11 protein-coding genes are annotated in these 14,216 nt (G+C 41.1%); all 11 read left to right on the top strand.

The genetic code is table 11. From position 1 onward, the window contains the following. Positions 1-24 precede the first annotated feature (24 nt). A complete protein-coding gene (locus B4H39_RS10225; protein WP_251422553.1) occupies positions 25-330 on the top strand; it encodes a hypothetical protein in 306 nt (101 codons plus the stop codon). A 12-nt stretch (positions 331-342) separates the two neighbouring features. Beyond that, positions 343-1,284: an extracellular solute-binding protein gene (locus B4H39_RS10220; RefSeq protein ID WP_251422556.1), complete on the top strand. Its 942-nt coding sequence runs from the start codon at positions 343-345 to the stop codon at positions 1,282-1,284. An 83-nt stretch (positions 1,285-1,367) separates the two neighbouring features. Continuing rightward, complete coding sequence (locus tag B4H39_RS10215) at positions 1,368-2,282, top strand: carbohydrate ABC transporter permease (protein ID WP_202230145.1); 915 nt, start codon at positions 1,368-1,370, stop codon at positions 2,280-2,282. Continuing rightward, positions 2,269-3,114, top strand: a complete 846-nt coding sequence (locus B4H39_RS10210; RefSeq protein WP_251422559.1) for a carbohydrate ABC transporter permease — start codon at positions 2,269-2,271, stop codon at positions 3,112-3,114. Before B4H39_RS10215 ends, B4H39_RS10210 begins: the two co-directional genes overlap by 14 nt. 19 nt (positions 3,115-3,133) lie before the next feature. Beyond that, a complete protein-coding gene (locus B4H39_RS10205; RefSeq protein WP_251422562.1) occupies positions 3,134-5,125 on the top strand; it encodes a glycoside hydrolase family 65 protein in 1,992 nt (663 codons plus the stop codon). Next, positions 5,118-5,795, top strand: coding sequence for a beta-phosphoglucomutase (gene pgmB, locus B4H39_RS10200; protein ID WP_251422565.1), 678 nt, complete (start codon positions 5,118-5,120; stop codon positions 5,793-5,795). Before B4H39_RS10205 ends, pgmB begins: the two co-directional genes overlap by 8 nt. A gap of 461 nt (positions 5,796-6,256) precedes the next feature. Continuing rightward, positions 6,257-9,913, top strand: a complete 3,657-nt coding sequence (gene nifJ / locus B4H39_RS10195; protein WP_251422568.1) for a pyruvate:ferredoxin (flavodoxin) oxidoreductase — start codon at positions 6,257-6,259, stop codon at positions 9,911-9,913. A 183-nt stretch (positions 9,914-10,096) separates the two neighbouring features. Then, entirely contained in the window at positions 10,097-10,924 is an 828-nt protein-coding gene (gene cdaA, locus B4H39_RS10190; RefSeq protein WP_202230150.1) for a diadenylate cyclase CdaA, read from the top strand. After that, positions 10,924-11,877 (top strand): CdaR family protein, encoded by a 954-nt coding sequence (locus B4H39_RS10185; RefSeq protein ID WP_251422571.1) that lies wholly within the window; start codon positions 10,924-10,926, stop codon positions 11,875-11,877. The genes cdaA and B4H39_RS10185 overlap by 1 nt, the downstream gene beginning before the upstream one ends. Positions 11,878-11,903: 26 nt before the next feature. Further along, positions 11,904-13,265, top strand: a complete 1,362-nt coding sequence (glmM, locus tag B4H39_RS10180) for a phosphoglucosamine mutase (protein ID WP_202230152.1) — start codon at positions 11,904-11,906, stop codon at positions 13,263-13,265. 276 nt (positions 13,266-13,541) lie between these two features. Then, entirely contained in the window at positions 13,542-14,048 is a 507-nt protein-coding gene (locus tag B4H39_RS10175; protein ID WP_251422613.1) for a PTS sugar transporter subunit IIA, read from the top strand. Positions 14,049-14,216 lie beyond the last annotated feature (168 nt).

The following is a 14,216-nucleotide window of genomic DNA, read 5'->3' as shown; positions in this document are numbered from 1 at the left end:
TGCACTTAACTTGACAATTCAAGAATGAAAAATTGGAAAAAAGTAACACTTTTCGGCACAGCAGCCTTAGCTGCACTAACATTGGCGGCTTGTGGTAAGGGAACGAGCTCTGCAGAAGAAGGTAAAAAGCTAACCATTGGTTATTGGAAAGGTTCTGATACCGAAAATGCAACCCTCGATAAGATGATTAAACAATTTGAAGAGGAAAATGATGTGGATGTTATCCCTAAAGTTTATACAGATATCACCACACAGTTACCAACAGATCTTTCGGGCGGTACAGCACCAGATGCTTTCTATATTGACTCAGCTTTCTTTCCCTACTTATAAGAGCAAGGTGTGTTGAATGATCTGTCAGATGTCATTAATAAAGATGAGTTCTATCCAACGATTGCAAGTGCTTTTGAAGCGGATGGCAAGCCTTATGCTGCAGCAAAAGATGTTTCCACATTGGCGCTTTATATTAATAAAGATATTTTTGCAAAAGCGGGGATTGATCAAGCCAGCATTCCAAAATCCTACGAAGAACTGGTCAAATGGGCACCGGAAGCCCAAGCTAAAATTGATGCGGCATACGGTAAAGGTAAAGTCTATCTGATTAACCAAAATGCCGATTTGGCACGCACATGGCCGTTCCAAACAGCGCGAGGTACAGCACCGATCACGAAAGATGGAAAATCTGATTTGGCTAATCCAGATTCGATAGCAGGTCTTCAAACGATTGTTGATTTGTTTAATGCGGGTGCAGCAGCAACGCCACAACAGGTTGGGGCTGGCGATGAAGGCGCTGGGTTTGCGACAGGGAAATTTGCGATGACCCTGACTGGAAACTGGAATTACAAGGTTTATTTGGATGAATATAAGGATCTGAACTTTGATATTATCCCTAACCTGACTTATCAAGGCAAACCGAGGACTATGCAATTTACTGTTGGATGGGGCGAATATAAAAATACCAAGTCTAAAGAATTGGCGGATAAATGGATTCAGTTTGTGACCGGTAAAGAAGGAATGACAACATGGACAAATGGTGTTGGAACCTTGGCGACTCGTCCAGATATAGCTGAAGGATCAGCTTTCTTGAAAGAGAATCCGCGCTTACAAGTTCACCAAGATTCGATCAAATTTGCAACAGCATGGCAGTCAGGTACTAACTTAACAACCGTTCAAAATGCTTTTGGAAACTTTGTACCGACAGCTTTTAAAAAAGGTGCAACTGCAGATGATTTAAAAACATCAATGGAAAAAGCAGATAAAGAAGCCAACAGTAAAATTAGTCACTAATTAATATTTGGACAGTCAGTAGAAAATTTGAGAGTATCAGAGTTCTGGTACTTTCATAAGATTTACTGACTGGAGGAAAAACTATGGAAAAACAAAAACGTACCAAGAGCCAGATTTCAGAAATGATTCAGGGCTATGGCTTTATCACACCCGCATTGTTAATCATTTTAGTCTTCTTTGTTTTGGCAATTCTTTTCGCTGTATATTTATCCTTCAATGATGTTAATCTCATCATGCACACTTATGAGTGGAACGGCTTTAGAAATTATCAAAATTTATTTCAAGACAAGCAGCTGCTCCGTGCTCTGCAGAATACAGGATTCTTTGCTCTTGTCGTTGTGCCTGTGCAAACCATCATTGCCTTAGTCATTGCTTATATTTTAGCTTCTAAAGGGATCAAAGCTAAGAAAATGTTTCGGCTCATTTATTTCTTACCCACTTTGACTTCAAGCGCCGCCTTGACACTGATTTTCATGTTTGTCTTCAACCTCAATGGGCCGGTTAATGGCTTTCTCGAAAGCCTCCACTTGATTGATGGACCGATTAACTTTATCAATGATACAGACTGGACATTGAAAGTGATTATGGTGATGAATATTTGGTCTACTGTGCCTTACTTTATGACCATCTACCTCGCTTCACTGGTTGATTTACCAGAGGTCATGTACGAAGCTGCTGAAATTGATGGAGCCAATGCCTTCCAAAAATTACGTTATATCACGATTCCTTATTTGCGCCCGATTACGACTTTTGTCTTGCTCACGGGTATTATTGGAACCTTCCAAATGTTTGACCAAGCTTATATCTTCTCTGGAGGTACAGGAGGACCCGAGAATTCAACCTTGACAGTTAGTCTCTTGATTTTCCAATACGCTTTTGGTCAACAGAATCAAATGGGATATGCGGCTGTCATTGCGATTATGCTTGCGATAATCATCTTCGTGGTTTCACGAATCGCTGAAAAATTGAATGGGGGAAATGGGCATGAGAAAAACTAAGAAGCAAAAAGCTCTGAAAATCTTACTTTATACTATCTTGATTATCTATGCTTTCATCACTTTCTATCCATTCATGTGGGCAGTAGCGGCATCATTTAAACCCTTAGCCGAAATCACATCAGGAAATTTATCGCTCTGGTCTGATAATTTTACCTTGGAACAGTACCAATATCTCTTTGATCCTATTTCAGGTTCTCTCTTCCCACAGTGGTTGATGAATTCCATTATTATTTCTGTTATAGGTACAACGGTGAATCTTTTCTTAAATACAATGGCTGGTTATGCCTTAGCGCGTCTCCAATTTCCCGGACGTCAACGCATTTACTATGGCATTTTAGCGATGATGATGGTTCCAACGCAAGTCCTCCTAATTCCGAACTATTTGATTATCCACAACTTGGGCATGATGGATTCCTTTGCTGCTTTGATTTTACCTATGGCAATCAATATTTCCAATATTTTTATGATGCGTCAGTTTTTCTTGAATTTTCCTAAAGATGTTGAAGAAGCTGCACGTATTGATGGCTTGTCACGGGTAGGAACTTTCTTTCGCATTGTTATGCCCTTGGCCAAACCATCCATTGCAACACAGGGTGTTTTCGTCTTCATGGGCTTTTGGAACAATTTCCTCTCGCCAATGCTTTATTTGAAAACACAGAGTAAATTTACGCTAACTGTAGGTCTTCAAATGTTACAATCTGCCGACCAAGGGGGACAGATGTGGAACCGCGTGATGGCAGCTTCAATCCTCACGATTTTACCCATTATCCTCCTCTACATCATCTTTAACCGTTACTTCTTACAAGGGGTACGTATGGATGGGGAGAAATAAAAACGAGGATGAATAAATAATGAAAAACTTTGAATTACGACTTGAGGACTTGGGCAACCATTCTTCAGGAAATATTGAAACACTCTTCGCACAAGCTAATGGTTTTATGGGGATACGTGCCAGTGAACCTATAGCTACAGCACAAGCTACGCCTGGTGTATTCGTTAATGGGTTTTATGAAACACATGAAATCATCTATGGAGAGAACGCTTATGGTTATGCTAAACATCATGAAACAATGATAAAACTGTTTGATTTACGTCGAATTGATATCGAAATAGATGGCGAAGAACTTGAAGTTTTAAAACATCAGGAGCGCTGCCTAGATATGCAAACAGGTTTACTTCATGAAAAGTTTGTCTATGAAACAGCATCAGGGAAACAGATTATGCTGACTTTGGAATCTTTTGCAAGTCATGCAGATCGACAGGTTTATGCCCAACACTGGACGATATCAGCACTGAATTTTTCTGGTCAGGCTAAGATTACGAAAAAGGCACGGTTGATTCAACCTCAAGCAGATAAAGTGTTTGATCCACGTGTGCGTGAAGCCAGTACAAAAATGCGCCAAGAAGGGAATTGCTATCAAACTTTAAACAGTCAATTGAAAATATATGTTAAATTCGATGCCTTTGAAGGGACAGTTGACTTAAGAGAAGGTCAGGATGTTACACTGACACAGCTTTACCAAATTTCGAAGACCAATCATTTTGAGCCTCACTCTTATGAGGCATTGAAAAAGCAACAAGTTGAAATCTTTGCTGCTTTTTGGGAGAGTTCCGATATTGAAATTAATGGGGATGATATGTTGCAAAAAGGCATTCGAGTGAATCTTTTTCATCTGTTTAATTCTGCTGGGCGTGATGGAAAGACAAACTTTGGAGCGAAAGGTCTGACAGGTGAGGGATACGAGGGGCATTATTTCTGGGATACTGAAATGTACCTGCTGCCTTTCTTTATTCATACGCAGCCAGAACTAGCTAAGCAACTCCTAGCCTATCGTCTACATATCCTGCCTGCCGCACAAGCGCGAGCAGCAGAACTTGATTTTAAAGGTGCTTTATATCCTTGGCGGACAATTTCAGGTCAAGAAACCTCAGCCTATTTTCCAGCAGGAACGGGACAAGTTCATATCAATGCAGATATTGCACACGCTTTTAAACTTTATCACGAAGTCACGGGCGATGATGCCTTTATGGAAACAGCCAAATCAGTTATTTATGAAACAGCCAACTTTTGGTTATCTTACGGTTTCTTTTCAAACCGAGGTTTTGAAATTCATGAAGTGACTGGGCCGGATGAGTATACAGCCCTAGTTAATAATAATTACTATACGAATAAGATGGCCCAACAAAATTTGAAATACGCAGCCGAACTTGCTCGAAAATTTGGTGATGAGGACGAGAACAGTCAACTTTGGGATGAAGCTGCTCAAAAGATGTATTTCGTACCTGTCAATGAAGCTGGGATTACGCCGCAAGATGAATCTTTCCTGACGAAAGAAATCTGGAATTTTGAAGATACGCCTTCAGAAAAGTATCCTCTCCTCCTCCACTACCATCCGATGAAAATCTATAAGCATCAAGTCTTAAAGCAGGCAGATACTTTACTTGCGCATATGATTTTTGCCAACGAGACAAAGAGTGAACAAATGGGGCGTGACTTTGATTACTATGAACCTCTGACCACCCATGACAGTAGCCTGTCCCGTGCGGTTTATGGCGTTGTTGCGAGCCATTTGGGTCGTCATGATTTAGCTTATGAATTCTTTAAAGATGCTGCTACAATGGATTTGACTGACCTACAGGGAAATGCGAGTCATGGCATTCATGCTGCCAATATGGGTGGCTCTTGGCTAGGCTTAATCTATGGCTTTGCAGGTTTGCATCGTACATCTGAGGGTTTTTCAGTTAAAAATAATCTCCCACAGGCGATAAAAGGGCTGAGATTTAAGATTAAGTTCAAAGGCCAAACTAAAATATTTGAGATTGGAGAAATCGCGCATGTTTAAAGCAGTTTTATTTGATCTTGATGGAGTGATTACAGATACTGCAGAACACCATTATCAAGCATGGAGAACTTTAGCGGAAGAACTGGGGATTGAAGGGGTCAATCGCACATTTAATGAGCAACTCAAAGGCGTTTCACGTGAGGATTCATTGAGAAAAATATTGTCTTTAGGGAAGCGAGAAAATGACTTCTCTGTGGAAGAATTTGCCAGACTAACGAAACGGAAAAATGACAACTATTTACAGATGATTCAAAAAGTCAGTCCAGCAGATGTTTATCCAGGGATTTTAGAGTTGCTGCAAGAATTAAAGGACAGCGGCATTAAAATTTCCTTGGCTTCAGCTTCTAAAAATGGTCCGATTCTTTTGGAGCGCATGGCATTAACCCCTTATTTTGATTTTATAGCAAATCCAAAAGAAGTTGCAGCCTCAAAACCAGCACCAGATATTTTTCAAGCAGCAGCAGCGGGAGTGGGTGTTTCCACAGATGAAGCCATTGGAATTGAGGATGCCCAAGCAGGAATTTCAGCCATTAAAGCAGCGGGAAGTTTGCCTGTTGGCGTAGGATGCAAAGAGGAGCTAGGTTCTGACATTGCTTTAGTTCCCAGGACAGACTTTTTAACGTTAGCCTATTTAATGGAGATTTGGGAGAAAAATAAAATACTTAATTAAAAGTATCACAGACTGTAGACAAAGTGGATTTCGCTTTGTCTATTTTTATGGGCAAAAGTGATAAAAAGGAGGTAAATAAGCCTTTTGGGGGGTGTCTTAATGCCTTACTGACAAGATAATACTGCTCAAACTGTATTTAGTCTTTTAAGCCTTGTTGAGTCAAGGCCGCTATTTACAAGCGATTCCCAACAAGGTGGACTTCAATTTTATTCATGATTTAGTCCAACCTCACGGCTACTTGATTAAAAGTATCTTTTTATTTGTATTTTGCTTTAATTTGTCAAAAGTATTTGACATTCATTAGCAATGGTGACAATAGTTAAAAGTGTTAAAATAGTAGTAGTCAAAAATTTAAGCGTAAGAGCTCTTGATTTTTCGGGAAAATGTCCACATCAGGAACAAATGACACCGTTTCTGCTGATGGGAAATCAAATAAATGCTTTTACATAAGGACTTTTATCATGAAAAAAACTATGGATGGGAACATGGCCGCAGCCCATGTGGCGTATGCTTTCTCTGAGATTGCAATGATTTACCCCATTACTCCAAGTTCGCCAATGGCAGATTATACAGATGCTTGGTCGATATCAGGACGAAAAAATATTTGGGGACAGACTGTAAAATTAAGTGAGATGCAGTCAGAGGCAGGAGCTGCTGGAGCTCTGCATGGTGCCATAAAGGCGGGAGCCTTGGCAACGACATTTACGTCTTCTCAAGGCCTTTTGCTCATGTTGCCCAATATGTACAAAATGGCGGGAGAACTCCTTCCAGGAGTTATTCATGTCGCTGCGCGTGCTATAGCTACTGGGGCACTTAATATTTCGGGAGATCATTCGGATGTCATGGCCGCACGTTCGACAGGTTTTGCCATGCTGGCGGCCTCCAGTGTTCAGGAAGTTATGGATTTATCAGCTGTGTCACATTTGACAAGCATTGAGGCTTCCCTGCCTTTCCTGAACTTTTTTGATGGCTTCCGCACCTCACACGAAATACAAAAAATTGATGTGCTAGACTATGAAGATTTAGCAAAATTGATCAATCAGGAGAAGCTTGCAGCCTTTCGTAACCGTGCAATGAATCCCGATCATCCCACTGTTTCAGGAACCAATCAGAATGCGGATATCTATTTCCAACAACGTGAAACAGTTAACCCTTATTACGATGAACTTCCGTTTCTTGTCCAAAAGTATATGAAAGCAATCAACAGGTTGCAGGGGACAGATTATGATTTGGCTGACTACTATGGTGTACCAGATGCAGAGGAAGTCATTGTAAGCATGGGGTCTGTTGCAGGTACAATTAAGCAAACAGTTGATTATCTCAATGCTCAAGGGAGAAAAGTCGGTTTTCTTAATATACACCTTTACCGTCCTTTCCCTTCGGAAAACTTCTTGGAAAAATTACCTCAAACAGTAGAGTCAATCGCAGTGCTTGACCGTACTAAAGAAGCGGGAAGTAATGCTGAACCTCTCCTACTGGATGTTAGGGATGTACTTTTTGATTATGATATCTCAGTAAGCGGTGGACGATATGGTATTGGGGGGAAAGATACGCGGCCCGAGCATATTTTAGCTGTTTTTGAACATTTGCGAAATAAAAAAGTCACCAAGAGCTTCACCATTGGTATAGAAGATGATGTAACAAAGCTGTCTTTACCTATCCAAGATAGTCTTGATCTTACCTCACCATCTACCTATCAAGCAAAATTTTGGGGATTTGGTTCAGACGGTACTGTAGGAGCAAATAAGGCTGCAATCAAGATTATCGGAGACAACACAGATAAATATGTTCAAGGTGCTTTTGAATATGATTCAAAAAAATCCGGCGGACTCACAGTAAGTCATTTACGCTTTGGTGATCACCCGATTCAGTCAGAGTACATGATTTCCCATCCTGACTTCGTTGCATGCCATAATACAACATACGTCCGCCAATATGACTTGCTAAAAGGCTTACGAAAAGGCGGTATTTTCCTTCTCAATACAGGCTGGACAGATGAGCAACTTGACCGTAATTTGCCAAGCAAGTTAAAACATTATATTGCAGAAAATAATATCCAGTTTTATAGCATTGATGCGGCAAAGATTGCCCAAATGACAGGACTAGGGCGGCGCATCAATACAATCATGCAAGTGGCTTTCTTTAAGCTTGCAGAGATAATGCCTTTTGATAAGGTTTATGAGATTCTTAAACAAGATGCACAAAAATATGCGCGAAAATCACCTGAAATTGTAGCGCAAAATCTACAAGCCATGGAAGAAGCCTTGACGCATCTTCACAGGGTAAAAGTACCAGAAACTTGGGGCTCAGTCGAAGTGGCAGAAGCAAAGGCAGTCCAAGCAGAAACTGCGCGTAAGCGATATGTTTTTAATTTCCTAGATAAGGTCAATGCCTTTGAGGGAGAGCAGCTGACTGTGCAGGATGTAGCTACTAATGTCACTGCTGGAAGTAGTCCCTTAGGCATCTCGTCCTTTGAAAAACGTGGTATAGCTCTGGAAGTTCCTGAGTGGAATGGGGAGGCTTGCATCCAATGTAATGAGTGCTCCTTTGTTTGTCCACATGCGGCTATTCGTCCTTTCCTTGCAGACGAAGATGAATGGAATGTAGCTCCAGAAGGCTTTCAGGTTATGGATTATCGGGGTAAAGACGGCCTCAAGTATCGGATTCAGGTTTCAATTGAAGATTGTACCGGTTGTGGCCTTTGTGTAGAAGCTTGTCCTAAAAAGGGAGAAGCACTTAAGATGGTATCTTATGAGAGTCAAAAAGAGCAAGCTGTAAACTGGGCTTTTGGAATGACACTCAAGCAAAAGGAAAACCCAGCTCGTCCCGGTACGGTCGCAGGTACGCAGTTTAATCAACCGCTCTTTGAATTCTCAGGGGCTTGTTCAGGTTGTGGTGAAACACCTTATATCAAACTTTTGACTCAGATGTTTGGGGATCGCATGATGATTTCCAATGCTACAGGATGTTCATCAATTTACGGTGGAACGCAGGCTGCGCCCTATACAACTAATGATGAGGGGCAAGGTCCCGCTTGGTCCAACTCCCTTTTTGAAGACAATGCGGAGTATGGTTATGGCATGTGGTTTGCCAGTCAAACCCGGCGTCAAAAACTTGCTGAGACCGTTAAATCTGCCTTGCCAGAAATGTCTGAAAACTTAACGGTTCTAGCTAAAGATTGGCTTACACATTTGGATGACTCTGAAGGAACGCGCGCGCGTGCTGAAAAATTCAAGGCTTTATTAAAAGAGGAAAAAGAAAAATCAGAAGTCCTGCAAGAAATTTATAAAGAGAAAGACCAGTTTGTTAAACCTACACAATGGATATTTGGTGGTGATGGCTGGGCCTATGACATTGGTTTTGGTGGCTTAGATCACGTTATTGCAAGTGGTGCAGATGTGAATATTCTGGTCATGGACAATGAAGTTTATGCTAATACTGGGGGACAAGTTTCCAAGGGCACGCCATCTAGTGCTATCGCACAGTTTGCTTCTGGCGGGAAAGTTGCCGCTAAGAAGGATCTAGGATTTATGGCTATGACTTACGGCAATGTCTACGTTGCTCAAATAGCCAGCGGTGCCAATATGATGCAGACCATCAAGGCTTTCGATGAGGCAGAAAAACATAAAGGACCTTCACTAATCATTGCCTATACACCTTGTATCGCACACGGCAACTATGAAGGAATGAGTAAAGTTCTTGATGAGGCAAAAGCGGCAGTAAATAGTGGTTACTGGCAGCTTTATCGCTATAATCCAGTACTTGAGGAAGCAGGAAAAAATCCACTCACTTTAGATTTCAAACGCCCAGACTTTACAAAAGTAAGAGAAGTTCTCATGAAACAATCGCGTTTTGCAAACCTTATGAAAGTCAATGCAGAGCAGGCAGAACTGCTCTATGCAAAAGCAGCAAGTGATGCAAGGAAAAAATTCCTAAGGTATGCACGTGTATCAGGGGACTATGATAAATTTATAGAACGGGAAAGCAAGAGCTCTGGTACGAAAGTTGAGAGACCCGTGCGTGAAAAAAGAGAACGTAAAATGCGTCCCGTGGATCCTGAACGTGAAGCAAGACGTGTGGCAAGAAAGGCGGCACGTCTTGCTCAGGAGTCGAAATAAAAAGAGGAACAGCGACAGTAGGGCGCTGTTTTTTCGTGAGATGTTGAAGAGGGGAGAGAATTATAGAAGGGGGAGCACTAATTTATTTGGAAAAGTTTGAAACTCCTAATATATCAGATAAGAGCCGCTTTTCTGCTTTTTTTGTTATAATAGAAAAGAATAATTCAGTAAGGAGGGTAGTATGTGAGTGATTTTAGTCAAATCTTTAATCTTGATTTTTGGCAAAAAATACTGGAACTCAATCAGTCGCCTTTGCGCGTCATCATTTCGATTATTGACATCGCCATTGTTAGCTTTTTCCTTTATTTAGCTATGCGTTTTGTCCAAGGAACGAAGCTGGTTAGTCTGGTACGCGGTGTTATCATTTTTGTGCTTATAAGAATAGTCGCAGGTCTAATAGGACTGACCACACTGGAGTGGCTACTGAACCAAGTGATTACTTACGGAGCCATTGCCGGTGTTATTATCTTCCAGCCAGAAATTCGCAGAGCTCTAGAAGGCTTAGGGCGCACACCAAATCGTCTATCTGCAGGTCGTGCTAAGTCAATAAACAGTTACATCGATGCCTATGAAAAGTCTTTTTCCTATATGTCCGAACGTAAAATCGGTGCACTGATTGCCATTGAGCGGACACAAACTTTGAGTGAATATGCCTCGACAGGAATCAGATTGGATGCGGATATCTCTAGCGAACTGATTATCAATATCTTTATTCCTAATACGCCTTTACATGATGGAGCTGTCATCATTCAAGACGACAAAATTGCTGTAACTAGCGCCTATCTCCCCCTAACTGAAAAAATGGGTATTTCGAAAGAATTTGGTACACGTCACCGAGCAGCTATCGGTCTTTCAGAGGCTTCAGATGCTCTAGTGCTTGTAGTGTCAGAGGAAACCGGAGGAATATCAATTGCCTATAATGGTGAATTGTATGCAGATATTTCAAAAGAAGTATTCCATGAAAAACTCACTGCTATTTTAGGACCAGAAGAAACAGGAGGCAAAAAATAATGAAAAATAATTTTTTCGCTTCAAAGCTTTTTACAATATTAGCATCAATTTTCTTTGCAGTTATTTTGTTTTTTAATGCTAGTTCCGTTGCCTTGAGAAATCAAGGAAATTCGACTACCGGAGAGGTTTATGCGACGACCATTTCCAATGTTCCCATTGAGCTTAAGTATAATACGGACGAATACTTTGCTAGTGGTTACAATAATACAGCAAATGTCTATTTGACCAGCTACAATCGCGTGCAAATCAGTACGGAAGAAAATCCAGATTCGCGCAATTTCTATCTTGTCGTGGATTTATCCAATGCCAGAGAAGGAACGGTCACAATGCCTGTTCGGATTCAGCAGCTTCCCAATGGGATCAATGCACAGATTGAACCGACGACCTTGACGGTTCGCTTAGAGAAAAAAGCCAGTGCAGAGTTTAACGTTACACCTGTGATTGAGGAAGCTCAACTGCCAGAAGGTTTTAAAGTTAACGATATAAATCTGAGTCAAGAAAAAGTTAAAGTAACAGCGGGAGAGAGCAGCATTAAGCAAATTCATGCTATTCAGGCGGCCTTGCCAAGTGATGCTTACCTGAACGATGATTACTCTGGTACAGTGACATTGCACGCTGTTGATGCTGATGGCAAATTACTTCCTGCACAAATCAGTCCTGCCACAGTTCAGATGAAAGTAAGTGTAGAGAAGCCTTCGAAAACAGTTCCTGTTCATGTGAAAAAAACAGGGACCATGGATCAAAGTCTCTCGGATATAAAAACGTCACTTTCGCATAAAACAGTGACGATTTCAGGAGAACAAAGTGCTCTGGATAAAGTTGATAGCGTAGATGCGACAGTAAGCATATCTGGCGTTACGCAGAAAGAAACAGTGAATGTTGATATCCAAGCAGATGGAGTAAGTGTTAAACCGAGTCAAGTAGAAGTCACATTGACTCCGGTAAAAAAATAGTTGAGTGAAAAGGAAAGAAAAATAAAATGGGTAAATATTTTGGAACAGATGGTGTTCGTGGAGAAGCAAATGTGGAATTGACGCCAGAGCTGGCTTTTAAGCTTGGGCGGTTTGGAGGCTATGTTCTTAGTCAGCATGAAGTTGGAACGCCTAAGGTGTATGTTGCGCGTGATCCACGTATCTCTGGGCAAATGCTTTCTACAAGTCTAATATCTGGGCTTTTATCTGTGGGGATTGAAGTCTATGACTTAGGCGTTATTGCCACACCAGGTGTTGCCTATTTAGTCCGTAAAGAAGAGGCTTCTGCAGGAGTAATGATTTCTGCGAGTCATAACCCAGCTTTGGACAATGGGATTAAATTCTTTGGATCAGATGGTTTTAAACTTGACGATGACAAAGAACTAGAAATTGAAGCGCTAATTGATGCAGAAGAAGACAAGTTGCCTCGACCATCTGCTGAAGGGCTTGGTATTTTACATGACTACAATGAAGCTGTTCGTAAATATCAGGCATTTCTGAAAGCAACAGCTGAGGGTGATTTTGAGGGCTACAAGGTTGTATTGGATACAGCCAATGGTGCTGCATATACATCAGCTCGTGCCGTTTTTGCGGACTTAAATGCAGAGTTAACAGTGATTGGTGAAAATCCAAATGGTCTCAACATTAATGAAGGTGTTGGCTCTACTCATCCAGAAAAAACAGCAGATACAGTGCTGGAAACGGGGAGCGACATTGGTCTGGCTTTCGATGGAGATGCAGATCGCCTCATTGCAGTTGATGAAAAAGGTCAAGTAGTAGATGGCGATAAGATCATGTTTATTGTCGGGAAATACTTGCTTGAGCGAGGACGATTGGTAAAAGATACCGTTGTAACAACTGTAATGTCTAACCTCGGTTTTCACTTAGCGCTTGAAGAATCTGGTATGAACTCTGTTGTGACTGCTGTAGGTGACCGTTATGTTGTTGAAGAAATGCGTAAAAACAATTACAATTTTGGAGGAGAGCAGTCAGGTCACATGGTCTTCTTGGATTATAATACAACAGGAGACGGTCAACTTTCAGCCATTCAACTTTTAAAGGTAATGCGTGAAACAGGGAAAAAGTTATCAGAATTAGCCGCCGAAGTAGCTATCTATCCACAAAAATTGGTGAATGTCCGTGTGGCAAATAATGCTGCCAAAGAAGGGGCAATGGATATCCCAGCCATTCGCGAAGTGATTGCAAGGATGGAAGAAAAAATGAATGGCAAAGGCCGTATCTTAGTGCGTCCAAGTGGGACAGAACCTCTTCTTCGCGTTATGGCAGAAGCTCCAACCGATGAAGAAGTGAACGATGTTGTTGATACAATTGTTGATGTCGTGAAAGAAGAAATTGGTGTAAAACTATAATGAGATGTTTTCACCGTGTGTAAAGTTAAACGATTTATAGCGTAGAGACTCCTAGCGGGTCTCTTTTTTATAAACTGTGGTATGATGTCTAACTTCTTTCACGCAAGAAGATAGGCTATGGGGCTATTATTAAATACTGTAACCACGCTGTTGACTAAATTACTTAATGTGACTAGTGAAGTTAAATGTGTTACAATTAAGATAAATGAAATAATAGGATGATATTTTAAGCGTAAATATTGATGAGCCATAACAAAACGTAAAAGAGGAAAAATGATGTTTGGTAACAGCCGCAGAGAGAAAGTGCCCCTTGAAGACAGTAAACTTTATGCACCTATGGATGGTGAAGTCTTTGAACTAACAAAAGTTTCCGAAAATATTTTTGCTCAAAAACTAATGGGTGAGGGCTATGCTATTGAACCAACAGCTACAAGTACGACAGCGAAAATATACAGTCCTGTAAGTGGAAGAGTGACTATTAGCCAGGGGCATGCGGTAGGATTGCGCCGAACAGATGGTCTTGATATTTTCCTACATATCGGCATTGATACTGTGAGTTTAAATGGTGAACCTTTTGACATAAACCTGAAAATTGGTGATTTTGTCAAAGGGGGTGAAAAAATTGGGAGTGTGAAGTGGTCCGAGATACAAAAGGCTAACCTCCCCTTGACGACCACTGTTTTGATCACAAATACGGCTAAAGCTTTGGAAGATTTGAGTATGAACTATGGCTTCGCATCTGGGGCAGAAGTTGTGGGGGAAGCCAAGGCTAAACAACCTTAGAGCTTGGTATAGGTGCTCTTTGTTTGTGAGAAAAAGGATAGCTTCGAAGAAAGATGAAGCATGTAGGCGATGCATGGGATATGCAAGAGATTGAGGGGCTCTTGCATTTTTTGATTTTACAAGATTACTGAATCCCTGCTTTCTCATCAAACACTCATTTCATTTGAC

This window comes from Lactococcus sp. UBA7128, from assembly GCF_002492185.1.
In the GTDB taxonomy this organism is placed as follows: domain Bacteria; phylum Bacillota; class Bacilli; order Lactobacillales; family Streptococcaceae; genus Lactococcus; species Lactococcus muris.
This window is presented reverse-complemented; position numbering and strand designations above follow the sequence as displayed.